Below are 24,724 nucleotides of genomic sequence, written 5' to 3'. Positions count from 1 at the left end.
AAAAAATGGGCGAAACGCCCATCAAACGATTGACCCCGCCGGAAACACGCCACTGCCCACAACCGGATAACTGACGAGGTCGGCGGCAGCTGAAGCGCGCAGCCATAAAGCCACTCATCAAAGCTTTGAGATTATAGCGCGAAAGCCGCTGTCCAGGCAAACCGTCGCAAGTCAACGGCCTGTTCTGGAAACAGCGGGAAAAACCCCCACGCCCCAGCCGCGGAAAACCAACGGGCGGGGGCTGGCATCGCCGATCAGCGCATTTTCGGGGCACTGCGAGGCTGGGTGCGGTGCAGCTTGGCCGGGCGCTTGGCGCGCTCGTCCTGGCTGCGCCCCTGGGGCACGGGCAGATCGGCGAGGCGGCAGGCATCGGCCTCCGGCATTTCCATCCACATCCCACGTTTGAGGCGGGCGGGAAGCTCGACGCTGCCGTAGCGCACCCGCATCAGCCGGCTGACGGTCAGGCCGACCGCCTCGAACATGCGCCGCACCTCGCGGTTGCGGCCCTCGGAGATCGTCACCCGGTACCAGTGATTGGCCCCTTCCCCCCCCTCGTCACGCAGGTTGGTGAATTTCGCCGGGCCGTCTTCGAGCTGAACGCCCTCGGTCAGCGACTTCGCCTGCTCCTCGGTCAGCTCGCCGAGGAGGCGCACCGCATATTCGCGCTCGAGCTCGTAGCGCGGGTGCATCAGCTTGTTGGCAAGATCGCCGTCGTTGGTGAACAACAGCAGGCCGGAAGTGTTGAAGTCGAGCCGCCCGACCGCCAGCCAGCGCCCCTTGCGCAGCAGCGGCAGGCGCTCGAACACGGTGGGACGGCCTTCCGGGTCGTCGCGCGAGACGATCTCGCCCTCGGGCTTGTGGTACATCAGCACGCGCGGCGAACGCTGGGTGAAGCGCAGCGGAATCAGCTTGCCGTTGACCTTGACCCGATCACCCGGGCCAATCTTCTGCCCCAGCGCAGCCGGCAGGCCGTTGACCGAAATGCGCCCGGCCACCACCCACTCCTCGATCTCGCGCCGGGAGGCGACGCCGGCCTGGGCCAGCACCTTCTGCAGCCGCTCCGGCTCGCTCAGGGTGGTCGGCGCCGCGCGCCCGCTCCCCTGACTGCGGCCCCGCGGCGCACGCTCGCCACGTTCGGGCTGGCCGAGGGCGGAATGATGGGCATCGGGCCGGCGCACCGGATCGTCCTGGCTGCGGCCCTGCCCCCTGCCCGCCGTACCCGGACGCGGCGCCCGCGGCCCACGCGGATCGGCATTGAGATGGGCGTCCTTGTGGCGCGGCTGGGCGTCCCCGTCAGCATGGGCCGGGCCTTCGCGGCGGACCGCGCGCCCCGGCCGCGGCTCGTGATCGAGAATCTCGATCGTGTCAGACTTCTTCTTCAGGGGTGGGCGCAGGGGCCGGTTCGTTTTGCGAGACATCGACTAAGTCCATGATTTTTTCGATTTCGGTGAGCGCCGGCAGCTCGGTCAGGCTGCGCAACCCCATGTCGTCGAGGAAGCGCCGGGTGGTGGCGAGCAAGGCCGGCCGGCCGGGCGTGTCGCGATGACCGACGACATCGACCCAGCCGCGCGATTCCAGCGTCTTCAAGATGTTCGGCGACACCGCCACGCCGCGGATATCCTCGATGTCGCCCCGGGTGACCGGCTGGCGGTAAGCGATGATCGCCAGGGTTTCCATCACCGCTCGCGAATAACGCGGCGGCCTTTCCTCCTTCAGCCGGTCCAGATAAACCTGGTACTGCGCCCGCGTCTGGAAGCGCCAGCCGCTGGCCAGTTGCACCAGCTCGATGCCGCGTCCGGCGCTGCGCCACTCCGCACACAAGGTATCGAGCAGGCGGCGCACCAGTTCCGCCCCGGGATCCTCGTCGAACAAGCGACGCAGCTCGGACACGGGCAACGGCGCCGGTGCGGCGAACAGCGCCGCTTCGACGATGCGCAGGTAGGCCTCAGGTGTCGTTGCGGCTGGCATCGGCGAGTTTCACGTAGATCGGCGCAAAAGCCTCGTTCTGAGTCACTTCGACCAGCCTTTCCTTCACCAGCTCGAGCACGGCGAGAAAGCTCACCACCAGCCCCGACGGCCCGAGCTGCGCATCGAACAAGGTGTCGAACGCCACGAAGGCGCCATCGCCCAGCTTGCGCAGGATCGCCGCCATGAGCTCGCGCACCGACAGCTGCTCGCGGCCGACGCGGTGATGCTGGTTGAGCCGGGCCTTCTTCATGATCCGCAGCCATGCCAGCTGCAGGTCGTGCAGGCTGACCTCGGGCAGGCGTTCGACCACTTTCTCGGCGACGAACACCCCCACCCATTCGAAATCGCGCTCGACCCGCGGCAGCGAGTCGAGCCGTGCGGCAGCGAACTTCATCTGCTCGTATTCGAGCAGGCGGCGCACCAATTCGGCGCGCGGGTCGCCCTCTTCGGCATGCTCGCGCGGCGGCCGCGGCAGCAGCATGCGCGACTTGATTTCGAGCAGCATCGCCGCCATCAGCAGATATTCGGCAGCCAGCTCCAGATTCGTGGCCCGCATCGCCTCGACGTATTCCAGGTACTGCGCGGTGAGCGGCGCCATCGGAATGTCGAGCACGTCGAGATTGGCCTTGCGGATCAGGTACAGCAGCAAATCCAGCGGCCCCTCGAACGCATCGAGGAACACCTGCAGCGCATCGGGCGGAATATACAGGTCTTTGGGCAGTTCGAGCAGGGGTTCGCCGTAGATGCGGGCGAACGCATCCAGCGTCGCGGCGGTTTCGGGGGGAGCCAGCGGCAACGGCAGGCTCATCGGCGTCCCGCCCGGTGACGGCGCATCGGCCTGCCCATCAGCCGTAATCCAGGCCCATCGCCTCACGCACGTCGCGCATGGTTTCCTGCGCCAGCTTGCGCGCACGTTCGCAGCCGTCGGCAAGAATGCTGCGCACCAACGCGGGATCGTCGAGATAGGGTTGGGCCCGTTCGTGCAGAATTTCCTGTTCGTCGAGGATGGCCTCGAGCAGGGGCTGCTTGCACTCCAGGCAGCCGATCCCGGCGCTGCGGCAACCCTGCTGCACCCAGGCCAGGGTGGCTTCGTCCGAATAGATCGCATGCAGCGGCCACACCGGGCAGCGCTCCGGGTCGCCCGGGTCGGTGCGCCGCATCCGCGCCGGGTCGGTCTGCATGGTGCGGATCTTGCGCGTGACGCTGTCGGCGTCCTCGCGCAGGTTGATCGTGTTGGCGTAGGACTTGGACATCTTCTGCCCATCCAGCCCGGGCATGCGCGCCGCCGGGGTCAGCAGGGTCTCGGGCTCGACCAGGATCATCTTGCCGCTGCCTTCGAGATAGCCGTAGAGGCGCTCGCGGTCCCCCAGGCTCAGATTCTGGGTTTCATCGAGGAGGGCCTTGGCCTGCTCCAGCGCATCGTCGTCACCTTCTTGCTGGAAGCGGGTGCGCAGCTCCTGATAAAGGCGCGCGCGCTTGGCGCCGAGCTTTTTCACCGCCTCTTTCGCCTTGTCCTCGAAGCCGGCCTCACGCCCGTAAAGATGGTTGAAGCGGCGGGCGATTTCGCGCGTGATCTCGACATGCGGCACCTGGTCCTCGCCCACCGGCACCTTGTCGGCGCGGTAGAGCAGAATGTCGGCCGACTGGAGCAAGGGATAGCCGAGAAAGCCGTAGGTCGACAGGTCGCGCCCCTCCAGCCTTTCCTGCTGCTCCTTCCAGCTCGGCACACGCTCGAGCCAGCCGAGCGGCGTCATCATCGACAGCAGCAGGTGCAACTCGGCATGCTCGGGCACGCGGGACTGGATGAAGAGGGTGGACTGGGCGGGGTCGACGCCGGCCGCGAGCCAATCGATCACCATGTCCCAGACATGGTCCGCGATCACCTGCGGCGTGTCGTAATGAGTGGTCAGCGCGTGCCAGTCGGCGACGAAGAACAGGCAGGGATATTCCTCCTGCAGCTTCACCCAGTTCTTGAGGACGCCGTGATAGTGGCCGAGATGCAGGCGGCCGCTGGGGCGCATGCCGGAAAGGACGCGTTCTGCGTACATGGGCGGAAGTCAGAGACCGAAGACGAGGGAGAGCAGGTAGCGGAAGCCGGCGATCAGCGGCCACAGGATGGCGCCGAGGATGCCGGTAAACAACAGCACGAGCAGGATCGGGAAACCGTACGGTTCGAGCCGGGCGAAACGCCAGGCGAAGCGGTCCGGCAGCAGGCTGACCGCGATCCGTCCGCCGTCGAGCGGCGGGATCGGCAGCAGGTTCAGCACCATCAGCACGGCGTTGATCTGGATACCCGCATCGGCCATTTTCAGCATCGCCAGCGAATAAGCGCCCGGCTCGGCGGAAACGGCGATGCGGAACAAGAGTGCCCAGCCGAGCGCCATCAGCAGATTGGTGAACGGCCCCGCTGCCGCCACCCACAGCATGTCGGCCTTGGGACTGCGCAGGCGGCCGAAATTCACCGGCACCGGCTTGGCCCAGCCAAAGAGGATGCCGCCCCCGCCCATCAAGGTACTCAACGCAAGGATGCCGACCGGCACCAGTACGGTGCCGACCGGATCGATGTGGCGCAGCGGATTGAGCGTGATCCGCCCGGCCAGATGCGCTGTCGGGTCGCCGAAGTGGCGCGCAACATAGCCGTGCGCCGCCTCGTGCAGGGTGATCGCCAGCAGCACCGGCAGGGCCCAGATGGCCAGGGTCGGAATCAGCGCATCCATGACGGAATCGGCGGCAATAAAGCGCTCATTCTAGCCCGAAGGGTCCGAGCGGACCGCGCCCGGCCCGGATCAGCTCGGGCGCCCCCGAAGTGAGATCGATCACGGTGGTCGCCTCCGGCCCGCAGTAACCGGCTTCGATGACGAGGTCGACCTGCTTGTCCAGACGCTCGCGGATTTCATCGATGTCGCTCAGCGGCAAGTCCTCGCCGGGCAGGATCAGGGTGGAGGTCAGCAAGGGGCCGTCGAGCTCGGCAAGCAGCGCCGATACCACGGCATGCTCGGGCACGCGCAGACCGATCGTCTTGCGCTTGGGGTGCAGGACGCGGCGGGGGAGCTCCTTGGTGCCTTCGAGGATGAAGGTGTAAGGACCGGGCGTGGTCGCCTTGAGCAGGCGGTACTGGCGGTTGTCCACCCGGGCATAGGTGGCGATCTCGGACAGGTCGCGGCACATCAGGGTGAAATGGTGGCGCTCATCGACCGCGCGGATGCGCCGGATGCGATCGAGCACGCCGGCATCGCCGATCTGGCAGCCGAGGGCGTAGGCCGAATCGGTCGGCAGCACCACCAGGCCACCATCGCGGATGATTTCCGCGGCCTGGCGAAGCAAGCGCGGCTGCGGCTGCTCGGGATGGAGGGTGAAGAACTGTGTCATGGTCGTGTTGTTGATTGCGGGACGGTGCGCATGCGGCCGGTCACGGGTGAAGCGGATCGGCGGCGGGGTGGAAAAAGGCCTTCCCGGGCAGACCGGCGGCACGGACCCGCCCTTACAGCAGGCGCGACCACACCGGCTCGAGATCGGGAGGAAGAGGGTTGCAGCGCCCGAGATCGACCGCGCTTTCCTTTTCACCGTGGAAATCCGACGCGCGCGAAGCGAGCAAGCCGCGCTGGCGCGCGACCGTGGCGAAGCGGCGCATCTCGTCCTCGGTGTGCGCCCCCGAGACGACTTCGACCGCCTCGCCCCCGGCGGCGACAAAACGGTCGAAAAGGCGCACGAGGTCGGCCGCGGACAGGCGGTAACGGGCCGGATGGGCGACCACCGCGATGCCGCCGGCAGCCCGGATCCAGCCCACCGCCTGTTCCAGCGTTGCCCACTGGTGGTCGACGAAGCCGGGCTTGCCGCGTACCAGATAGTGGTCGAACACGGTCCTGACGTCGGGCATCACCCCGCTCGCCACCAGGTGGCGGGCGAAGTGGGCTCGACTCAGCAGGGCCGGATTGCGTGCAAAGCGGCGGGCACCGGCAAGTGCATCGCGAATTCCGGCGCGCTCGAGGGCTTCGCCCATCCGCACCGCACGCGCATCGCGCCCCTCCCGCACCTGTGCCAGCCCCGCGCTCAGCGCAGGATGATGATGATCGATACCGAGGCCGACGATGTGGATGGTTTCCCCGGCGAAGGACACCGAAATTTCCACTCCCGGCACGAAGCGCAAGCCGTGTGCCGCCGCCACCCTGGCCGCGGCGTCGATGCCGCCGACCTCGTCGTGATCGGTCAGGGCGAGCAACTCCACGCCATTGCCGAGTGCGCGCAGCACCACTGCCTCCGGCTCCAGCCAGCCGTCGGACACGGTGGAATGGCAGTGCAGATCGGCATTGATGGCGTGCAGCGCAGCTGCCGGCAAGGGGGTCATCGGTCGCGATATCGAAGTCTGTTCGTTGCAATGATAGCAAACTGGCAGCCCCGCCCTCGCCAGCGAGCGCCCACCAGCGAGGCCGCTGCCGCGACGAGCTCCGCCATTGCCGCGCCGGCTGCCTTCAGCCGGCAACGCTGCCGGCATCCGGCGCGGCGCCATCCGGGCCCCGGGCCGCGGCCCGCGCCGCATCGGCAGCAGCGATCATCTGCGCGCGTGTCTGTGGCGTTTCCAGGCTGATCCGGCCCAGCACGCCGTCGCGGTAATCCTGGAGCAGGATCTGCGCCGCCTTTTCCAGGTCCAGCCCGCCGCCCTTCACCAGGCAGCCGCGGCGGCGGCCGACTGCCTCTACCAGAGCCGGACCGTCGAAACCGGCCAGCATTGCCGGTTCGAGCCGGTAGCGCGCAGCGAGCAGGGGCAGGTAGCGCGCAATCAGGATTTCGCCCAGAAAGGCCGCCACTTCCTCGTCGATCACTGCATTGCGCCCGATCGCATGGCTGGCGGCAAGCATGTAGCCGTCGGCGTCGTAGTCGATTTTCGGCCACATCATGCCGGGAGTGTCGGTCAGCGTCATTCCCGGCCCCAGGTCGAGCGTCTGCTGGTGCTTGGTCACCGCCGGCTCGTCGCCGACCTTCGCCACCTTGCGCTTGAGCAGGGCATTCATCAGCGTCGATTTGCCGACATTGGGAATGCCCATGATCATCATCCGCAGCGGCTTGGTGCCGTCGTCGCGGTGTGGTGCAAGCTGCCGGCACAGCGCCGGGACGCGGGCAACCTCGGCCGCATTCTTGGCCGAGATCGCCACCGCCCTGACCCCCGGCTGACGGTTGTAGAAGTCCATCCACGCGCTGGTCGCTACCGGATCGGCCAGATCGGACTTGTTCAGCAGCTTCAGACAAGGGCGATTACGAAACCGGCGCAACTCGACGATCATGGGGTTGCTGCTGGCCTCGGGCAGACGGGCGTCGGTGACTTCGATGACGACGTCGATCGCGGCCATGGCTTCGGCCGCTTTCTTGCGCGCCGAGGCCATATGGCCTGGAAACCACTGGATGGGCATGGGGAAATCCACAGAACTGTCGAGCCTGCGATTATCCCACCCCGGTCAAAGAAATTTTTCCCCGGGCGCAGCAAATAAATTCACCCAAGCGGTGAAAACCGTGTATCGTGCCGTTCGCAGTCGATTCAAGCAGTGGTTGTTCTGGTGGTTACCCAGCGTGTTCCAAGAGAACGCGTGCCGGTCTGATGCCTCCTGATTACGTTTCTTGATCGTTCCTGCATTCTCAGGGCGCGAGCCCGCAATTTTTTATATGGAACGCAAATGAGCACTCAAACCGGTACCGTCAAGTGGTTCAACGACGCCAAGGGCTTCGGCTTCATCACTCCGGAAGGCGGTGGCGACGACCTCTTCGCCCACTTCTCCGAAATCCAGAGCAAGGGCTTCAAGAGCCTGGCTGAAAACCAGCGTGTGGAATTCGAAGTCAAGACCGGCCCGAAGGGTCTGCAGGCGGCCAACATCCGCCCGCTGTAATCGACTCGCTTCGGTTATCCGGAAACGCGGCCAGAGGCCGCGTTTTTGCTTTTGTGGCGCCGCAAGCATGCAGGCGCGCAGCCCTGCGGCCATGAGCCGCTTTTTTCATTTGCCGCGCCGAATCGCCGATAATCGCGGCTTCGCAGCGCTGCTGCCCTTTGCCACTTCTACGGCCCGCCTGCCATGACCGACTCTACCCTCTCCACCTCGCCCTCCTCCGGCGCCGCCTTGCGCTTTGCCGACCTCGAACTGCCCGCCCCCCTGCTCTCCGCGCTGACCGAAGTCGGCTACGAAACACCCTCCCCGATCCAGGCTGCATGCATTCCACTGCTGCTCGCCGGCCGCGACATCCTCGGCGAAGCCCAGACCGGCACCGGCAAAACCGCCGCCTTCGCCCTGCCGATGCTGGCCCGGCTCGATCTCGCCGACAACCGGCCGCAGGTGCTGGTGCTCACTCCCACCCGCGAGTTGGCGATCCAGGTCGCCGAGGCCTTCGCCAAGTACGCCCATCACCTGAAGAACTTCCACGTCCTGCCGATCTACGGCGGCCAGAGCATGGTCGTGCAACTGCGCCAGCTGTCGCGCGGCGCCCAGATCATCGTCGGCACCCCGGGACGGGTCATGGACCACCTCGAACGCGGCAGCCTTCAGCTCGACAGCCTGCGCGCACTCGTCCTCGACGAAGCCGACGAGATGCTGCGCATGGGCTTCATCGAGGATGTCGAATGGATCCTCGAGCACACCCCGGCCGAACGCCAGACCGCACTGTTCTCGGCAACGATGCCGAACGTGATCCGCGAAGTCGCCCGCCGCCACCTGCACGAACCGGAAGAAATCAAGATCCGCTCCGCCACCGCCACGGTGGCCAAGATCAGCCAGCGCTACTGGCTGGTGCGCGGCGTGGACAAGCTCGACGCCCTCACCCGCATCCTCGATGCCGAAGAGAGCTTCGACGCCGCGCTTGTCTTCGTGCGCACCAAGATCGCCACCGAAGAGCTCGCCGACAAGCTCAGCGCCCGCGGCTACGCCGCCGCCGCGCTCAACGGCGACATGACCCAGGGTCTGCGTGAGCGCGTGATCGAGCAACTGAAGAACGGGGCGCTGGACATCGTCATCGCCACCGACGTCGCCGCGCGCGGCATCGACGTGCCGCGCGTGTCCCACGTCATCAACTACGACATCCCCTACGATACCGAAGCCTACGTGCACCGCATCGGCCGTACCGGCCGCGCCGGCCGCGAAGGCGCGGCGATCCTGTTCGTCGCCCCGCGCGAGACGCGCATGCTGAAGATGATCGAGCGCGCCACCCGCCAGCCGATCACCCCGATCGCGCTGCCCAGCAGCGAGGAAGTCACCAACCTGCGCGTCGCCCAGTTCAAGCGCCAGGTGGTCGACACCCTGGGCGGCGGCGAGCTGGGATTTTTCATGAACGTGGTCAACGAGCTCATCGACGAGAACGAACTCGACGTCCACGAAGTGGCCGCCGCCCTCGCCCTGCTGGCGCAACGCGACCGCCCCCTGCAGATCGAGGAATCCGGCCGCGGCTGGGAGATCGCCACCACCCCCTCCGCAGAAGGCGGCCGGCCACCGCGCGCCGAACATTTCACCACCGGCGCCGCGCGCGAGCGCGCACAGCGCCCCAACCGCGACGAAATCCTCGCCCGCCGCCGCGCCTTCAGCGACGGCGCCCTGGCGCGCTACCGCATCGAGGTCGGCCGCAACCAGGGCGCGAGCCCGAAGGAGATCGTCGGCGCCATCGCCAACGAAGGCGGCATCGAGGGCAAGTTCATCGGCCAGATCCACCTGTTCGACGATTTCTCCACGGTCGAACTGCCCGCCCGCCTGCCCGAAGACCTGCTCGCTACCCTGAAGCGCACCCGCGTCCGCCAGATGCCTCTCAACATCCGCGCGCTGAGCGATGCCGAAGCAGCCTCCATGCCCGAGCGCCGGCCGCGGCCGCGCGACGCCACGCCGGCCGGCGGCGAAGGCCGTCCACGCGGGAAAGGCGGTTTCGAGCCCCGCGACGCGGCACCTGGCGGAGCGCACACCGGCAACAAACCCCGGGCCCCGGGCACGCCCCGGAGTTCCCCCAAGCCTCCCCGCCGCGGCTAAGCCCTTAGCCCATCCGAATGACAGCAATTCGTGCGTTCGGTCACGAACCGCGGCGGCGCCATGCGTTATCATCGCGCCGCCCGAATGACAAGAGTGTCGAAATGCGCCTGCTGCCAGCCCACATGCCCGTCACCGCTCCCGCCACTGCGGCAGGAGGCCACGACGGGCGATGACGCGTTTGCTCCGATACTTCAGCGCGCTCGTGCTTGCCCTTTGCGCCGGGATGGCCGCCGCCGCGGACGCAGCGCCGCTCACACTGGGCGTCTTCGCCCTCCGCCCGAAACCCATCATCGAGGCCGCCTGGCGCCCTTTCGCGGACTATCTCAGCGACGGACTAGGGGGTCGAGAGGTCCGCCTGCGCGTTCTCGACCAGGCCGAAATGCAGGCCGCGCTGCAAGGTCACGAGCTCGATCTGGTCCTCACCAACCCGGCGCATTTCATCGCCCTGCGGGCAGAAAACGAGCTCTCCGGCGCGATCGCAACCCAGGTCAACCTGGACTACGGCCGCCCGGTCTCGACCTACGGCGGGGTCATCGTCGCCCGTTCGGACAACCCGGCGATCCGCCGCCTCGAAGACCTCAAGGGCAAGGTCATCGCCACTTCCAGCGCCAATTTCCTCGCCACCTTTGCCGCCCAGGCGCTCGAGCTCAAGGCCGCCGGCGTCGGTCCGGAAACCTTGCGCCTCAAGCCCCTCGACCAGGAACAGGACAGCGCCGTGTTCGCCGTGATCGCCGGCGAAGCCGATGCCGCCTTCATCCGCACCGGGCTCCTCGAGCAGCTGATCCGCGAAGGACACCCCGAAGTCTCCGCCCTCCAGGTCATCAACCGCCAGTCCCCGCCCAACTACCCCTACGTCGCCTCCACCCGCCTCTACCCGGAGTGGCCGCTCGTCGCCCTACCCCACGCCGACGAAAGCATGGTCCGCAAGATCGGCGCCCTCGCGCTGCTGCTGCCCGCCGAACACCCCGCCGCACAAGCCGCCGCGATCCAGGGTTTCACCGTGGCGGCCGACTACTCGGACGTCGAAACCCTCCTGCGCGAACTGCGCCTGCCGCCGTTCGAGGCCGCCCCCGTGTTCACCTGGGACGACGTGTGGACGCGCTACCGCTTCAAGCTGCTCGCCGTCGCGCTGGCCACAGCCGCCCTCGTCCTGCTGCTGTTGCGCCTGCTGTGGGCGCATATCCGGATGAAGACCCTCGCCGCCGAACTGGAATTCGAACACCGGCACCTGGGCAACATCGTCGAAGCCACCCGTGCCGGCAGCTGGGAATGGGACGTCGGCAGCGGTGAGCGCCGGGTCGACCGGCGCTGGGCGGAGATGCTCGGCCTGGGCGGCGAAGAGCGCCTCACGCTCAACCTTGACCGATGGCGTACCCTCGTCCATCCCGACGATCTGGCCCGGGTCGAAACCGCCCTGGTCGGCCACCTGAACGGCGAAACCTCATACTACGAACAGGACCTGCGCCTGCGCCACCAGGCCGGGCACTGGGTCTGGGTGCACGACCGCGCGCTGGTGTTGCGACACAACGACGCCGGCCGCCCGCAGCTGGTGGTCGGTGCCCAGATCGACATCTCGGGGCGCAAGCGCAACGAAGAAAGGCTGCGCCTGGCGGCCAACGTGTTCTCCAGCAGCTACGAGGCGATCGTCATCACCGACGCCGACAACCGGATCATCGACGTCAACCCCGCCTTCACCCGCATCACCGGGTATACCCGCGAGGAAGCCCTCGGCACAACGCCCTCCATCCTGCGCTCCGGGCGGCACGACACCGAGTTCTACCGCAGGATGTGGGCGGCGCTGAACGAGACCGACCACTGGCAGGGTGAAATCTGGAACCGGCGCAAAAACGGCGAGGAATATGCCGAAATCCTCTCCATCAGCAGGGTCAAGGACGACAACGGGCTGCTGAGCCACCACGTGGCGGTGTTCGTGGATATCAGCCGCCTCAAGCGCCACGAAGAGGAACTCAAGCGCATCGCCCACTTCGACCCGCTCACCGGCGCGCCCAACCGCCGCCTGCTCGACGAGCGCCTGCGCCAGGCCATCAGCCGTGCCCGGCGCAGCGGCAGGCCGCTCGCCGTGTGCGTACTCGACCTCGACGAATTCAAGCCGATCAACGACAGCTACGGGCACGAAATCGGCGACCGCGTGCTGGTGACCACCGTCCAGCGGCTGACGACCATGCTGCGCGGCAGCGACACCGTGGCCCGGCTCGGCGGCGATGAGTTCGTCCTGCTGCTCGAGGAAGTGGTCAACACCAAGGTGCTCGAACGCGTACTGGATGCGGTCAGCGCCCCCATCCGGATCGGCACCGAGACCATCGCCGTATCGGTCAGCATCGGCGCGACGCTGTTCCCGGAGGACGACGCCGACCCCGACACCTTGCTGCGCCACGCCGACCAGGCGATGTACCGGGCCAAGCAGCACGGGCGCAACTGCATCCAGATGTTCGATCCGGGGATCGAAGTGGAACTGATCAACCGCAGGCAGCGCTACACCCGGCTCGAGCAGGCATTGCAGGCGCGCGAGTTCATCCTTTATTACCAACCCCAGGTGAACATGGTCACCGGCGAAATCATCGGCACCGAGGCGCTGATCCGCTGGCTGCACCCCGAAGAAGGCCTGCTGCCGCCCGCCAGCTTCCTGTCCTATATCGAAGGCACGGCGCTCGAAACCGCCCTCGGAGAGTGGGTGATCGACACCGCACTGAGCCAGATCGAAGCCTGGGCGCACGCCGGACATCCGCTGTCGGCCAGCGTCAACATCGGCGCCAACCATCTGCTGCAGCCGGATTTTCCCGAACGACTCAAGCAGCTTCTTGCCCGCCACCCCGAAGTGCGACCGCACCAGCTCGAGCTCGAAATCCTCGAATCCACCGCGATCGACGACATGGACACCGCGCTCGAGGCCCTGCGCACCTGCCACGCCCTGGGCGTGCGCCTGGCGCTGGACGACTTCGGCACCGGTTACGCATCATTGAAATATTTCCGCCAGCTCCCGGTCGACCGCCTGAAGATCGACCGCAGCTTCGTGCTCGACATGCTCGAGGACGCTGACGACCGCGCCATCGTGCAGAGCGTGATCCAGCTCGCCGAGGCCTTCGGCCGCGAGGTCATCGCCGAAGGGGTGGAAACGCCCGAGCACGCTGCCGCGCTGCGCGCACTCGGCTGCCGCCTCGGCCAGGGCTATGGTATCGCGCGGCCGATGCCAGCCGAGCACATCGCCGGCTGGCTGTCATGGCACGCCGATCGCGACAGCCCCCGGCTCGAACCCTCAGTCGCCTGAGCCTTCGACCCGCCGCCGCTCGCCTACCAGCCAGCGCGGCTCGATGCTCGCCGTGGCGCGCCCGTTGGTGACCCACACCTGGCCGTCCTGGATGCTGAACTGCAGGCGCATCGTGCGCTCGGCGAGCTTCGCCAGCTCGGCGCTGGCGTCGCGGTCGAGCGCGATCAGCTGCAGCCCGGGCTGGCGCTCGAGCCGCCCCCGGACACCGTTCCACCACACCTCGAGCGCGCGCCCGTAGGCGACGACGACCACTTCTCGGGCCCGCCCGCAGGCCTTGCGCACCCACTTCTCGTCGGGCTGGCCGACGTCGATCCAGCGCTCGATGGCACCGGTCAGATCCTTCTGCCACAGGTCGGGTTCATCATCGACGCACAAGCCCTTGCCGAAACCGAGCATAGGGTCGGCGAACAGCGCAAACGCGAGCAGGCGCACCATCATCCGCTCGTCGGTTTCCGACGGGTGGCGCGCCAGGGTCAGCGCATAGTCGGCATAGTGGCCGCGGTCGATGTCGGCGACCTGGATCTCGGCCTTGAAGATCGTGGCCTTGAGCGCCATCAGTGCACCTGCCCGGCGGCGTGTTCGGCCTGCTGCCAGGCGATCACCGCACGCGCGGCGTGGGCCATCACGCGCTCGCCGAGCGCTTTCGGCAATTCGCGCGCGAGCGCGGCGAACAAGGCCTGGGTCGCCTCCTGGGCCACCCCTTCGGCGGCAAGGCCATCGGCCAGGCAACGGATCTGGATGAAGGCGAGGGCGTCGGCGACCAGGCGCCAGCCGGCCTGCGGCATGTCGCGCACCAGGGCCAGCAGCTGGCTGCCGAGCTGGCCGGCCAGGCGCAGCGCCTGGTCGCGGTCTTCGGCGGCGATCGCAGCGTGCCACAAGGCCAGGTGAAGGCCCCGGCGCAGCTCCACCTTGAAATCGATGGCGCGCTCCTCGGCCGTAGCGAGCGCCTCGAACTGTCGCAGAAAGCGTGCCTCGGCCTGCGCATCGAGCCCGGTACGCAAGGCGCCGACCAGTTCGCTCAGGCCGGGGATCGCCACCAACCCGAAGGCCTGGCTCCACGCCAGCCCCCACTGGTCCATCCCGGACAGCAGCAGGGCCAGGCGCAACGCGCGCGCTTCCTCGCCCGCTCCGGCAACGGCCCAGTCGCGCAGCTCCGCGTGCAGTTCGGCCACCCCCTTGCGACGGGCCGCATCGCTTTCCGACACGCTGAGGCGGAACACGCGTGCAAACGCATCCTGCGCCAGCCGCGCGGCCTGACGCTGGGCGGCGTCGTCGACCTGCGCGGCGAGCGGGTCGGCGGGCAGGACGGAGTCGGAAGGAGTCATGAGGGGCACCGTGAAAAGGCGCCCATTGTGCCCACCCGCTGGCGCAGAGGCAATCCGCGAAGCGGTCGGCATCGGCAGCGGGGGCGCGTATCATCGGAACTCCCGGCGCACAGGTGCCGCCAGACATGCAGCCATGGACACACACGAACCCCCGGCCACTCCCCGGCCACGGACAATAGGGATCGCCCGCAGCGGCGACTTCGACCCCGCCGCGTTCGAGCAGGCCGTGCTCGATCTGCTGCGCGCCTGCGGCGTCGCGCCCGACACTTCGCACACCGGGCGCACCGCCCAGCGCGTGCGCGAGCTGTGGCAGCACCGCCTGCTCGGCGGCTACGACCTCGATCCGGCCGAAGTGCTCGGCGACGGCTTCGAGGACCCGCGCCGGGACATGGTGGTGGTGCGCGGCATCGCCGTGCATGGCGTCTGTCCACACCACCTCGTGCCTTTCCGCGGCCTTGCCCACGTCGCCTACCTGCCGGGAGGACGGCTTCACGGCTTCGGCCGCATCGCCCGCCTCGTCGATGCGATCGGGCACCGCTTCACTTACCAGGAATGGATGACGCGCGACATCGCCGAAGCCCTGATGACGCACGGCAAGGCCGCCGGTGCGGCGTGCGTGATCGAAGCCGAACAGCTGTGCCTGCTTCTCGGCGAGGACCGGCGCGGCGACGAGCGCGTGATCACCCAGGCCTTCTGCGGCGAATTCGAACGCTCGCCCCAGTCGCGCGCCGAATTCCTGCGCGCCATCGAACATCGCCGCAGCTGAGCGGGCAGCTTCAGCGCAGATCGACGACGACCGCCGACGCCGGCGGTCGATGGGCGCTCACATCGACCAGCGTCACCTCCCGCCCTTCGAGCACCACGCTGCCGTGATGGCGGTCATTGCCGGTGAGCGAGTATTCGAACTCATAGGCGCGCCGCAGCACCATGTGGCCACGCTCGTCGCGCGCCAGACGGAGGCCGCGGCCGACGACGGTTTCGTCGAGGAACTGCACCCCTTCGCGCGCGCAGGCGCGCCGTGCTGCCAGCACCCCGGCCTCGCGCGCCTTGAGGCTGTCGAGCCAGAACCACGCCACCCCGCCCAGCGCCAGCAGCGCGGCGATTTCAGCCAGGTTCATGCGCGCAACACCTGCCCCCGCCCGGCCGCCGGGCTCAAGACACCATCATGCCGCGGATGGTGAAGAAGAGGATCGCCGCCATCAGCGCCGAGGCCGGCACGGTGATCACCCAGGCGGCGGCGATGCGCAGCAGCTGCGAACGCTTGACCAGCTCGCGGCGGTAGACCTTCTTCAGGTTCTTGCGCTCGCCCTTGGAAAAATGCGCGGGGTCCTCGGCGTTCTTCGAACGCTCCTTGAGATCGCGCAGCATCACCCCTTTTTCTTCCACTGAGGCTTTTTCGAAGCGCGCGATGAAGCCTTCGATCGCCACCTGATCGCCTTCGGGGTGGTGCGCCTTGATCTCGGACAGCATCCGGTCGTAATTGCTCTTGAGGTACTCGCGCAGAAAGCCCACCCCGAACACCCCGCCCACCGCGATGTGGGTCGAGCTGACCGGCAGGCCGAACTGGCTGGCGACGATCACCGTGATCGTCGCTGCCATTGCGATGCAATAGGCCCGCATCTGGTCGAGCTCGGTGATCTCCGAGCCCACCGTGCGGATCACCTTGGGGCCGAACAGCGCCAGCCCGAGCGCAATCCCGACCGCACCGACCATCATCACCCAGGTGGGGATCGCCGCCGCCTTGCTGATGACGCCCTCGTGGGTAACGACATCGACGATCGCCGCCAGCGGCCCGACCGCGTTGGCGACGTCGTTCGAGCCGTGGGCGAAGCTGAGCAGCGCCGCGGCGAAGATCAGCGGCACGGTGAACAGCCGGTTCACGCTCTGTTTGGTATTGGCGACGATGCCGCTTCGCCCCGACACCAGCTTCCTCACCAGCAGGGTGACGCCGATGCCGACGACGAAGCCATAGCCGAGCGCGGCGACGAAGCCCACCTTCCACACCTTGTTGAGGCCTTTCAGGATCAGGTAGGTGGCGAACGTCCACGCCATCAGCCCGACCAGCAGCGGCACCATCCGGCGCGCGGCTTCGGCCATGTCGGGCTGGTAGGTGATGCTGCGCTTGACCAGGTACAGGAAGCCGGCGGCGAACAGGCCGCCGAGCAGCGGCGAAACCACCCAGCTCGCCGCGATATTGCCCATCGTCGCCCAGTCGACGATGGCAGGACCGGCCGCCGCCATGCCCGAGCCGAGCACGGCACCGACGATCGAGTGCGTCGTCGACACCGGCGCTCCCACCGCGGTGGCGATGTTCAGCCACAGCGCGCCGGCGAGCAGCGCGGCGAGCATGATCCAGACGAAAGTGTCGGCGTCGGGGATGAGATCGGGGTCGATGATGCCGTTGCGGATGGTGCCGACCACTTCGCCACCGGCGATCAGCGCGCCGGCGGCCTCGAACACGGCGGCGATCACCAGGGCGCCGGCCAGGCTCAACGCCCGCGAGCCGACCGCCGGGCCGACGTTGTTGGCGACGTCGTTGGCGCCGATGTTCATCGCCATATAGCCGCCGATCATCGCCGCCATCACCAGGATCAGACTGGTTTCGCCGTTGCCTCGCATACCGGCATAGAACATCACCCCGACGATGAAGAGGACGCCGATCCCGAGCCTCAGTAATTCACCCCGCCCCGTTCGGGCGGCGCGCTCGAGTTCGCTGATTTGCTGCAGGTCCACAATGGGATTCCGGTCGATACGAAAGCGCGTATTGTTTCAGAAAAATTGCGCCTGCCCAATCCGATCGTGCGCCGCAACGTGAAAATTCCCCCCGGCGCTCACTCGATGTGGTGCTCGAGATCGAAGCCCGCGCCCTCGTCGAGCGCCAGACGCTCGACCAGCCAGGGCATCATCGCCTCCAGCCTCGCGGGCAGCACCCAGGGCGGATTGACGATGTAGAGTCCGCTGCCGAACATGCCGAACCCGTCGCGCGGCGGGCTGCGGACCGCCAGCCGCACATCCAGCCAGCTCTGCGCACCCAGTTCGGCCAGCCGGCCCGGGAGGGCGCGGGCCTCGCCGCGGCTCAGCATCGGATACCACAGCGCATAGGTCCCGGTCGGAAAACGGCGCATCGCATCGCGCAGCACCTCGACCGCGCGCCGGTAGTCTTCCTTCAGCTCGTAAGGCGGGTCGATCAGCGCCAGCGCGCGGCGCGAGGGCGGCGGCAGCAGGCTTTTAAGGGCGGCGAAGCCGTCGCTCCGGCTCACCTGCACGCGCATGCTCTCGGCGGCGAAAGTGCGCTGCAAAGACTCGAAATCGGCCGGATGGAGCTCGAACAGGCGCAGGCGGTCCTGGCTGCGCGCGGCCGTCATCGCCAGTGCCGGCGAGCCCGGGTAGAACAGCAGGCGCCCCTGGGGGTTGAACTGGCGCACCGCCGCGACATAAGCCGCGACCGGCTCGGGCAGGTCTTCGCGCGCCCACAGGCGGCCGATGCCGTCGGTGAATTCGGCGTTTTTTTCCGCCTGCGCGCTCATGAGCGCGTAACAGCCGCCGCCGCCATGGGTGTCGATGTAATACCAGGGCTTGTCCTTGCGGTTGAAATAGGCGAGCAGTTCGAGCAGAACCACATGCTTGAGGACGTCGGCGTGGTTGCCGGCATGAAAGGCGTGACGATAGCTGAGCATGAAGGCTTTCCCTGTGCGGCCCGCATCCTAGCACCGCCACGCTGCCCCGGGAAATCTCCAGACAGATCAGCGACATCGCCCTGCCGCTGGGTTTGCACCGGATCGCACCCTTGTTATGATGCGCCCCCGGCTGCGAAGACCGTGCAGCGAGAGACAGATAGCGAGAACGAACATGAGCATCTATGCCTTGGGCGAACGTACGCCGAGCTTCGGCGACGGAAGCTGGATCGCCCACAACGCGACGGTAATCGGCGAAGTCGAGGCGGGGCGCAACGTCAGCGTCTGGTACAACGTGGTCATCCGCGGCGACAACGACCCGATCCGGATCGGCGACAACACCAACATCCAGGACGGCTCGGTGCTGCACACCGACGACGGCGTGCCGCTCACCATCGGCAACAACGTCACCGTCGGCCACATGGCCATGCTGCACGGGTGCACGGTCGGCGACGGCAGCCTGATCGGGATCAACGCGGTGCTGCTCAACAATGCGGTCATCGGCAAGAACTGCATCGTCGGCGCGAACACCCTGATCCCGGAAGGCCGGGTGATTCCCGACCGCTCGCTGGTCGTCGGCTCGCCCGGGCGCATCATTCGCACCCTCAGTGACGAGGACGTCGCCCACTCGATCCACAATGCGCACAATTACGTCGACAATGCCCGCCAGTACGCGAGCGGGTTGCGCGCGCTCGAACCGACGAGCGTGATCCGGCGCCCCGCGGACTGAGGCGATGGCCGCCCCCGCCCTCCCGCGCACCGGCGCCGCCCGTACCCAACTGCGCGCCGCCGCGCTGCTGGCGGCGATCGCGCTGCAGTCCTGGTCCGCCTCGCCGGCGATTGCACAGCCCGCGCAGGCAATGCAAGCGAAGCCCGCTGCACCGACCGTCGACCTCTCGGTGACCGCCGAGCGGAGCGCGGCCAACGACCTCGCCATCGCCATCCTCTACGCCGAACACAACGCACCCACCCCGGCAGCGGTGGCAAGCGAACTCAACCGCCGCGTGGCCGCAGCGCTGCAGCTCGCCGCATCCCATGCCGACGTCAGCACCCGCTCGGGCAACACCTCGACCTGGCCGGTGTATGCCAAGGATGGCGAAGGGCGGATCGAGGCCTGGCGCATGCGCTCCGAAATCCGCCTCGAAAGCCGCAAGCTGGCGGCGATGTCCGAGCTCGTGGGCACGCTGCAGAACAGCCTCGCGCTGTCGCAGATCATCCTCCAGCCGAGCCCCGAAACCCGCCGTGCCGCGGCCGACGCCGCAACCGTCGCGGCCCTGCGCGCATTCGAGCAGCGTGCCGAACTGATCGCCGGAACGCTCGGCAGGCGCTACCGCATCGCCCACCTCAGCGTCGGCGACAGCGACCTGCCGCCTCCGGTCCTGCCCCGCATGCGGGTTGCAGCGCTCGCCGCCGAGGCTGCCCCGGCGCCGCTCGAAGGCGGCGAAAGCCAGATCTCGGTGCACGTCAGCGGGCGCATCGAACTCATCGACTGACGCCAGCGCGCAAGCGCCAGACCTTGCGCCCGGGCGCGACCGACATCCCCGAAACCGGCTGCATGAGACCCCACCGCCGCAGTAGACCGGGTACCGCAGTCCGGCTTATCGTTGCCGCCATGAGCTCGCTCCTGTCTCTCCGGACGCTTCGTCTCCCGGTCGTCCTCGCCGCCGCAATCGGGTTTGCGCTCCTCGCCGGCTGCAGTTCGACCCCCGTCGCCCCACGCCCTGGCACGAACGCTACCGCCCCGGCTGGAGGCGGAACCTACTTCGCCCTCGCAGGCGAAGATCAGGCGGGCGAGATGGTGCTGTTCGCGCTCGGCCTGCTCGACACCGGCTACCGCTTCGGCGGGCGCAATCCGGAAGCCGGCCTCGACTGCAGCGGCATGGTCGCCTACATCGTCGAGAACATCAGCGGACAGCGCCTGCCGCACAACGCGGCGCAGATCGCCGAGCACACCCGGCCGATCGCGCTGCAGGCGCTCCGCCCGGGCGACCTGGTATTTTTCAACACCTTGCAGCGCCGCCACTCGCACATGGGGATCTACATCGGCGACGGACGCTTCATCCACGCACCCTCGAGCCGCGGCGCAGTCAGGGTGGAACGGCTCGACAACCGCTACTTCGCGCAGCGCATCGACGGCGCGCGCACCCTGGTGGCCCGCAACTGAAATCCGTCGCGGCAGCCCCCCGCGCTCAACGTCCGGGGGTCTGGACGTAGATCTCGCCCGGCCGGGTCAGGCCGAGCTCGAAGCGGGCGCGTTCCTCGATCGCCTCGTTGCCCGACTTGAGGTCATTCACTTCCGCCTCCAGCCCGGCGTTGCGCTGCTCGAGGCGCAGGTTCTCCGCGCGCTGCGCCTGCAGCTGGCGACCGGTTTCCCAGACCTGCAGCCAACCTCCCTTCCCCAGCCAGAGCGGGTACTGGAGGAGGACGACGAGTGCGGTCAGGATCAGGATCGGCCAGCGCATGGTATGAAGTGGGTTCCCACGATTGACGTGTTGTGGATTGGCACGTCGCGGATCGGATGACTGCAAGCGCAGGCCCGTCCGCAGCAGGCCCGGGTGCAAAAAGGCCGACGGGATCACCGCCGGCCTTTTCCAGTCATGCGCTCACCGCGACAGGGGGTCAGCGCAGATTGTAGAACGCGCGCTTGCCCGGGTAGAAGGCGGTGTCGCCGAGGTCTTCCTCGATGCGCAGCAACTGGTTGTACTTGGAGATCCGGTCCGAGCGGCTCAGCGAGCCGGTCTTGATCTGCATCGCGCGCAGGCCCACGGCGATGTCGGCGATGGTCGAGTCGTCGGTCTCGCCCGAGCGGTGCGAGATCACCGCGGTGTAGCCGGCGAGCTTGGCCATCTCGACCGCGGCGAAGGTCTCGGTCAGGGTGCCGATCTGGTTGATCTTGATCAGGATCGAATTGGCCACGCCCTGCTCGATGCCCTGCGCGAGGATCTGGGTGTTGGTGACGAAGAGGTCGTCGCCCACCAGTTGCACGCGCTTGCCCAGGCGCTCGGTGAGGATCTTCCAGCCGTCCCAGTCGCCCTCGGCCATGGCGTCCTCGATCGAGACGATCGGGAACTTGTCGGCGAGGGTCTCGAGGTAGTCGGTGAAGCCCTCGGCGGTCAGCGACAGGCCTTCGCCCTTCAGTTCGTAGCGGCCGTCCTTGTAGAACTCGCTGGCAGCGCAGTCGAGCGCGAGCAGCACGTCCTCGCCGGGCACGTAGCCGGCGGCGACGATCGCTTCCTGGATCAGGTTCAGCGCCTCTTCGGTGCCCGCCACGTTGGGGGCGAAGCCGCCCTCGTCGCCGACCGTGGTCGGGTAGCCCTTGGCGTCGACGATCTTCTTCAGGTGGTGGAAGATCTCGGCGCCGCAGCGCAGGGCCTCGCGGAAGCTGCCCATGCTCACCGGCATGATCATGCATTCCTGGATGTCGAGGCTGTTGTTGGCGTGCTCGCCGCCGTTGATGACGTTCATCATCGGCACCGGCATCACCATCGGGCTGGCGCCGCCGAAGTAGCGGTACAGCGGCAGGCCGGCCTCCTCGGCCGCGGCCTTGGCCACCGCCATGGAGACGGCGAGCATGGCGTTGGCGCCCAGGCGCGACTTGTTCTCGGTGCCGTCGAGTTCGATCAGGGTGCGGTCGATGAAGGCCTGCTCCTCGGCGTCGAGGCCGATGATGGCCTCGGCGATCTCGGTGTTCACGTTCTCGACCGCGCGCAGCACGCCCTTGCCGAGGAAGCGCGACTTGTCGCCGTCGCGCAGCTCGATCGCCTCGCGCGAGCCGGTGGAGGCGCCCGAGGGCACCGCGGCGCGGCCCATCACGCCGGATTCGAGCAGCACGTCGGCTTCGACGGTGGGGTTGCCGCGGGAGTCGAGAATCTCGCGGGCGATCACATCAACGATTGCACTCATGTCTTGTCCTGTTGCAGTTACGGATCATTCGAAACGACGGGAGGTTCGAAACTCAAAGCGTGGTTTCGAGGAAGCCCTGGCGCTTGACCAGCGCATCGATCTCCTTGAGGGTGGTCAGCAGCGCCTTCATCTTTGACAGCGGCCAGGCATTGGGGCCGTCCGACAGCGCCTTCGCGGGATCGGGGTGAGTCTCCATGAAGAGGCCCGCGACGCCGACCGCGACCGCGGCGCGCGCCAGCACCGGGACGAACTCGCGCTGACCGCCCGAGGCCGTGCCCTGGCCGCCCGGCAGCTGCACCGAGTGGGTGGCGTCGAATACCACCGGGCAGCCGGTGTCGCGCATGATCGCCAGCGAACGCATGTCGGAGACGAGGTTGTTGTAGCCGAAGGAGGCGCCGCGCTCGCACACCATGAGGGTGTCGGCACCGCCGTTGGCTTCCTTCGCCTTGTCGACGACGTTTTTCATATCGCCCGGAGCGAGGAACTGGCCTTTCTTGATATTGACCGGCTTGCCGGCAGCCGCCACGGCGTGGATGAAGTCGGTCTGGCGGCACAGGAAGGCCGGGGTCTGCAGCACGTCCACCACGGAGGCGACCGCCGGGATCTCCTCGACCGTGTGCACGTCGGTCAGCACCGGCAGGCCGAGCTGCGTCTTCACCGCCTCGAGCATCTTCAGCCCGGCATCCATGCCATGGCCGCGGAAGCTCCTGCCCGAGCTGCGGTTGGCCTTATCGTAGGACGCCTTGAAGATGTAGGGGATGCCCAACCCCGCGCAGATTTCCTTCATCTGCCCGGCGATGTCGAGGCACATCTGCGCGGACTCGGCGACGCAGGGCCCGGCGATCAGGAACAGCGGCCGCTCGAGGCCGACTTCGAACTCACACAGTTTCACGCTCGCTCCTTCAGGCCGCGGCCTGCTGGCGCGCGATCGCCGCCTTCACGTAGGCGGTGAACAGCGGATGGCCCTTGCGCGGGTTGGAGGTGAACTCGGGGTGGAACTGGCAACCGACGAACCAGGGGTGGACATCGACGGGCAGCTCGACCATCTCGCACAGGTCGGTGACCGGTGCGCGGCCGGAGACGACCAGCCCCTTGTCCTCGAGCTTCGCCAGCAGCGAGTTGTTCACCTCGTAACGATGGCGGTGGCGCTCCATGATCTCGGCCGCGCCGTAGACTTCGCGCGCCAGCGTCCCTTCGGCGAGCTGACAGAGCTGGCCGCCGAGACGCATCGTGCCGCCGAGGTCGGAATCCTCGGTGCGCTTTTCCAGCCTGCCGCTGCGATCCTTCCATTCGGTGATCAGGCCGATCACCGGGAAGCGGGTGTCGCGCTCGAACTCGGTCGAGTGCGCACCGTCCATGCCGGCGACGTCGCGCGCGAACTCCACCACCGCGAGCTGCATGCCGAGGCAGATCCCCAGATACGGCACCTTGTTCTCGCGTGCGAAACGGATCGCGGCGATCTTGCCTTCGGTGCCGCGCTTGCCGAAGCCGCCCGGCACCAGGATCGCGTCCATGGACTGGAGCACGCCGCAGCCGTCGCGCTCGATGTCCTCGGAGTCGATGTAGTGGATGTTCACCTTCGATTCGGTGTGCATGCCGGCGTGGTTGAGCGCCTCGATCAGCGACTTGTAGGACTCGGTGAGGTCGACGTACTTGCCGACAAAGCCGACATTGACCGTCTGCTTCGGGTGCTCGAGCGCGTGGATCAGCTTTTCCCACACCGACAGGTCGGCCGCGCGGGCGAGGATGTCGAGCTTGTGGCAGACGATCTGGTCGAGCATCTGGTCGTGGAGCTGGCCGGGAATCTTGTAGATCGAGTCGGCGTCGAGGCACTCGATCACGGCCTCGGGCATCACGTTGCAGAACAGCGCGATCTTGCGCCGCTCATCGGCCGGGATCGAGCGGTCGGCGCGGCACAGCAGGATGTCGGGCTGGATGCCGATCTCGCGCAGCTCCTTCACCGAATGCTGGGTCGGCTTGGTCTTCAGTTCGCCCGCGGTCGGGATGTAGGGCAGCAGGGTGAGGTGGATGAAGCAGGTGCTGCTGCGCCCTTCCTCGATCCCCATCTGGCGGATCGCCTCCAGAAAGGGCAGCGACTCGATGTCGCCCACCGTGCCGCCGACCTCGACGATCGCCACGTCGGCGCCTTCGGCGCCGCGCTTGACGTACTGCTTGATCTCGTCGGTGATGTGCGGGATCACCTGCACCGTCTTGCCAAGGTATTCGCCGCGGCGCTCCTTCTTGATCACCGCCTCGTAGATCTGGCCGGTGGTGAAGTTGTTGCGCCGGCTCATCTTGGCGCTGGTGAAGCGCTCGTAGTGACCGAGATCGAGGTCGGTCTCGGCGCCGTCTTCGGTGACGAAGACCTCGCCGTGCTGGAACGGGCTCATGGTGCCCGGATCGACGTTGATGTAGGGGTCCAGCTTGAGGTGCGTGACCTTGATGCCACGGGACTCGAGAATCGCCCCTAAAGAGGCGGCCGCGATGCCTTTGCCCAGGGAGGACACGACACCGCCGGTAACGAAGACGTATTTGGTCATGGGAGATGTGCTGCGGGAAAGCGCGATGATAACCGATGAG

24 protein-coding genes are annotated in these 24,724 nt (G+C 67.4%); 7 read left to right on the top strand and 17 right to left on the bottom strand.

The window, feature by feature from the left end; genetic code table 11:
* Positions 1-254: 254 nt before the first annotated feature.
* The 8 genes from rluB to ylqF form a co-directional block, all read right to left on the bottom strand.
* Positions 255-1,418, bottom strand: coding sequence for a 23S rRNA pseudouridine(2605) synthase RluB (gene rluB, locus Tchl_RS10985; RefSeq protein ID WP_075148449.1), 1,164 nt, complete (start codon positions 1,416-1,418; stop codon positions 255-257).
* On the bottom strand, positions 1,366-1,968 hold the full coding sequence (gene scpB, locus Tchl_RS10980) for an SMC-Scp complex subunit ScpB (RefSeq protein ID WP_075149693.1): 603 nt from the start codon (positions 1,966-1,968) through the stop codon (positions 1,366-1,368). Before scpB ends, rluB begins: the two co-directional genes overlap by 53 nt.
* Positions 1,946-2,776, bottom strand: a complete 831-nt coding sequence (locus Tchl_RS10975) for a segregation and condensation protein A (protein WP_075148448.1) — start codon at positions 2,774-2,776, stop codon at positions 1,946-1,948. Before Tchl_RS10975 ends, scpB begins: the two co-directional genes overlap by 23 nt.
* Before the next feature lie 37 nt (positions 2,777-2,813).
* A complete protein-coding gene (locus Tchl_RS10970; protein WP_075148447.1) occupies positions 2,814-4,016 on the bottom strand; it encodes a tryptophan--tRNA ligase in 1,203 nt (400 codons plus the stop codon).
* Between the two features lie 9 nt (positions 4,017-4,025).
* Positions 4,026-4,685 (bottom strand): site-2 protease family protein, encoded by a 660-nt coding sequence (locus Tchl_RS10965; RefSeq protein ID WP_075148446.1) that lies wholly within the window; start codon positions 4,683-4,685, stop codon positions 4,026-4,028.
* Positions 4,686-4,710: 25 nt separating this feature from the next.
* Positions 4,711-5,337 (bottom strand): L-threonylcarbamoyladenylate synthase, encoded by a 627-nt coding sequence (locus Tchl_RS10960; protein WP_075148445.1) that lies wholly within the window; start codon positions 5,335-5,337, stop codon positions 4,711-4,713.
* Between the two features lie 112 nt (positions 5,338-5,449).
* Positions 5,450-6,313 carry a 3',5'-nucleoside bisphosphate phosphatase gene (locus Tchl_RS10955; RefSeq protein ID WP_075148444.1) on the bottom strand — a complete coding sequence of 288 codons (864 nt, stop codon included), beginning with the start codon at positions 6,311-6,313 and terminating at the stop codon, positions 5,450-5,452.
* Positions 6,314-6,437: 124 nt separating this feature from the next.
* A complete protein-coding gene (gene ylqF / locus Tchl_RS10950) occupies positions 6,438-7,373 on the bottom strand; it encodes a ribosome biogenesis GTPase YlqF (protein WP_075148443.1) in 936 nt (311 codons plus the stop codon).
* A 261-nt stretch (positions 7,374-7,634) separates the two neighbouring features.
* On the opposite strand from ylqF, the gene cspE reads away from it, so the two are divergent.
* The 3 genes from cspE (at position 7,635) to Tchl_RS10935 (ending at position 13,242) form a co-directional block, all read left to right on the top strand.
* Positions 7,635-7,844 carry a transcription antiterminator/RNA stability regulator CspE gene (cspE, locus tag Tchl_RS10945; protein WP_002926583.1) on the top strand — a complete coding sequence of 70 codons (210 nt, stop codon included), beginning with the start codon at positions 7,635-7,637 and terminating at the stop codon, positions 7,842-7,844.
* A gap of 183 nt (positions 7,845-8,027) precedes the next feature.
* Entirely contained in the window at positions 8,028-9,956 is a 1,929-nt protein-coding gene (locus Tchl_RS10940) for a DEAD/DEAH box helicase (protein ID WP_075148442.1), read from the top strand.
* A gap of 169 nt (positions 9,957-10,125) precedes the next feature.
* Complete coding sequence (locus Tchl_RS10935; RefSeq protein ID WP_075148441.1) at positions 10,126-13,242, top strand: EAL domain-containing protein; 3,117 nt, start codon at positions 10,126-10,128, stop codon at positions 13,240-13,242.
* On the opposite strand, the gene Tchl_RS10930 is transcribed toward Tchl_RS10935, so the two are convergent.
* The gene (locus tag Tchl_RS10930; protein WP_075148440.1) at positions 13,231-13,797 is read right to left on the bottom strand and encodes a YaeQ family protein; all 567 of its coding nucleotides are present in this window, start codon (positions 13,795-13,797) and stop codon (positions 13,231-13,233) included. The two genes, Tchl_RS10935 and Tchl_RS10930, sit on opposite strands and share 12 nt — an antisense overlap.
* On the bottom strand, positions 13,797-14,567 hold the full coding sequence (locus tag Tchl_RS10925; RefSeq protein ID WP_075148439.1) for a hypothetical protein: 771 nt from the start codon (positions 14,565-14,567) through the stop codon (positions 13,797-13,799). The genes Tchl_RS10930 and Tchl_RS10925 overlap by 1 nt, the downstream gene beginning before the upstream one ends.
* Before the next feature lie 133 nt (positions 14,568-14,700).
* On the opposite strand from Tchl_RS10925, the gene folE reads away from it, so the two are divergent.
* Positions 14,701-15,333 (top strand): GTP cyclohydrolase I FolE, encoded by a 633-nt coding sequence (gene folE / locus Tchl_RS10920; RefSeq protein WP_075148438.1) that lies wholly within the window; start codon positions 14,701-14,703, stop codon positions 15,331-15,333.
* A gap of 10 nt (positions 15,334-15,343) precedes the next feature.
* On the opposite strand, the gene Tchl_RS10915 is transcribed toward folE, so the two are convergent.
* The 3 genes from Tchl_RS10915 to Tchl_RS10905 all read right to left on the bottom strand — a co-directional run bounded on the left by Tchl_RS10915 (position 15,344) and on the right by Tchl_RS10905 (position 18,244).
* Positions 15,344-15,685 (bottom strand): DUF3301 domain-containing protein, encoded by a 342-nt coding sequence (locus Tchl_RS10915; protein ID WP_075148437.1) that lies wholly within the window; start codon positions 15,683-15,685, stop codon positions 15,344-15,346.
* 34 nt (positions 15,686-15,719) lie between these two features.
* On the bottom strand, positions 15,720-17,300 hold the full coding sequence (locus Tchl_RS10910) for an inorganic phosphate transporter (protein ID WP_075148436.1): 1,581 nt from the start codon (positions 17,298-17,300) through the stop codon (positions 15,720-15,722).
* A 98-nt stretch (positions 17,301-17,398) separates the two neighbouring features.
* A complete protein-coding gene (locus Tchl_RS10905; protein WP_075148435.1) occupies positions 17,399-18,244 on the bottom strand; it encodes a 23S rRNA (adenine(2030)-N(6))-methyltransferase RlmJ in 846 nt (281 codons plus the stop codon).
* Positions 18,245-18,416: 172 nt separating this feature from the next.
* Here Tchl_RS10905 and Tchl_RS10900 point away from each other — a divergent pair, with 172 nt between their 5' ends.
* The 3 genes from Tchl_RS10900 to Tchl_RS10890 all read left to right on the top strand — a co-directional run bounded on the left by Tchl_RS10900 (position 18,417) and on the right by Tchl_RS10890 (position 20,405).
* Positions 18,417-18,971 carry a gamma carbonic anhydrase family protein gene (locus tag Tchl_RS10900; RefSeq protein ID WP_075148434.1) on the top strand — a complete coding sequence of 185 codons (555 nt, stop codon included), beginning with the start codon at positions 18,417-18,419 and terminating at the stop codon, positions 18,969-18,971.
* A gap of 4 nt (positions 18,972-18,975) precedes the next feature.
* The gene (locus tag Tchl_RS10895) at positions 18,976-19,734 is read left to right on the top strand and encodes an SIMPL domain-containing protein (protein WP_075148433.1); all 759 of its coding nucleotides are present in this window, start codon (positions 18,976-18,978) and stop codon (positions 19,732-19,734) included.
* Positions 19,735-19,853: 119 nt separating this feature from the next.
* Entirely contained in the window at positions 19,854-20,405 is a 552-nt protein-coding gene (locus Tchl_RS10890; RefSeq protein ID WP_075148432.1) for a C40 family peptidase, read from the top strand.
* Positions 20,406-20,430: 25 nt separating this feature from the next.
* On the opposite strand, the gene ftsB is transcribed toward Tchl_RS10890, so the two are convergent.
* From ftsB to Tchl_RS10870, 4 genes are all read right to left on the bottom strand, one after another.
* Positions 20,431-20,703, bottom strand: coding sequence for a cell division protein FtsB (gene ftsB / locus Tchl_RS10885; RefSeq protein WP_075148431.1), 273 nt, complete (start codon positions 20,701-20,703; stop codon positions 20,431-20,433).
* A 157-nt stretch (positions 20,704-20,860) separates the two neighbouring features.
* A complete protein-coding gene (gene eno, locus Tchl_RS10880; protein WP_075148430.1) occupies positions 20,861-22,144 on the bottom strand; it encodes a phosphopyruvate hydratase in 1,284 nt (427 codons plus the stop codon).
* Between the two features lie 52 nt (positions 22,145-22,196).
* Positions 22,197-23,036: a 3-deoxy-8-phosphooctulonate synthase gene (gene kdsA, locus Tchl_RS10875; protein WP_075148429.1), complete on the bottom strand. Its 840-nt coding sequence runs from the start codon at positions 23,034-23,036 to the stop codon at positions 22,197-22,199.
* Positions 23,037-23,046: 10 nt separating this feature from the next.
* Positions 23,047-24,684: a CTP synthase gene (locus tag Tchl_RS10870; RefSeq protein WP_075148428.1), complete on the bottom strand. Its 1,638-nt coding sequence runs from the start codon at positions 24,682-24,684 to the stop codon at positions 23,047-23,049.
* Positions 24,685-24,724: the final 40 nt, after the last annotated feature.

This window comes from Thauera chlorobenzoica, from assembly GCF_001922305.1.
Taxonomy (GTDB): Bacteria; Pseudomonadota; Gammaproteobacteria; order Burkholderiales; family Rhodocyclaceae; genus Thauera; species Thauera chlorobenzoica.
The sequence above is the reverse complement of the archived record's forward strand: the minus strand, read 5'-3'. Positions and strand labels throughout refer to the sequence as shown.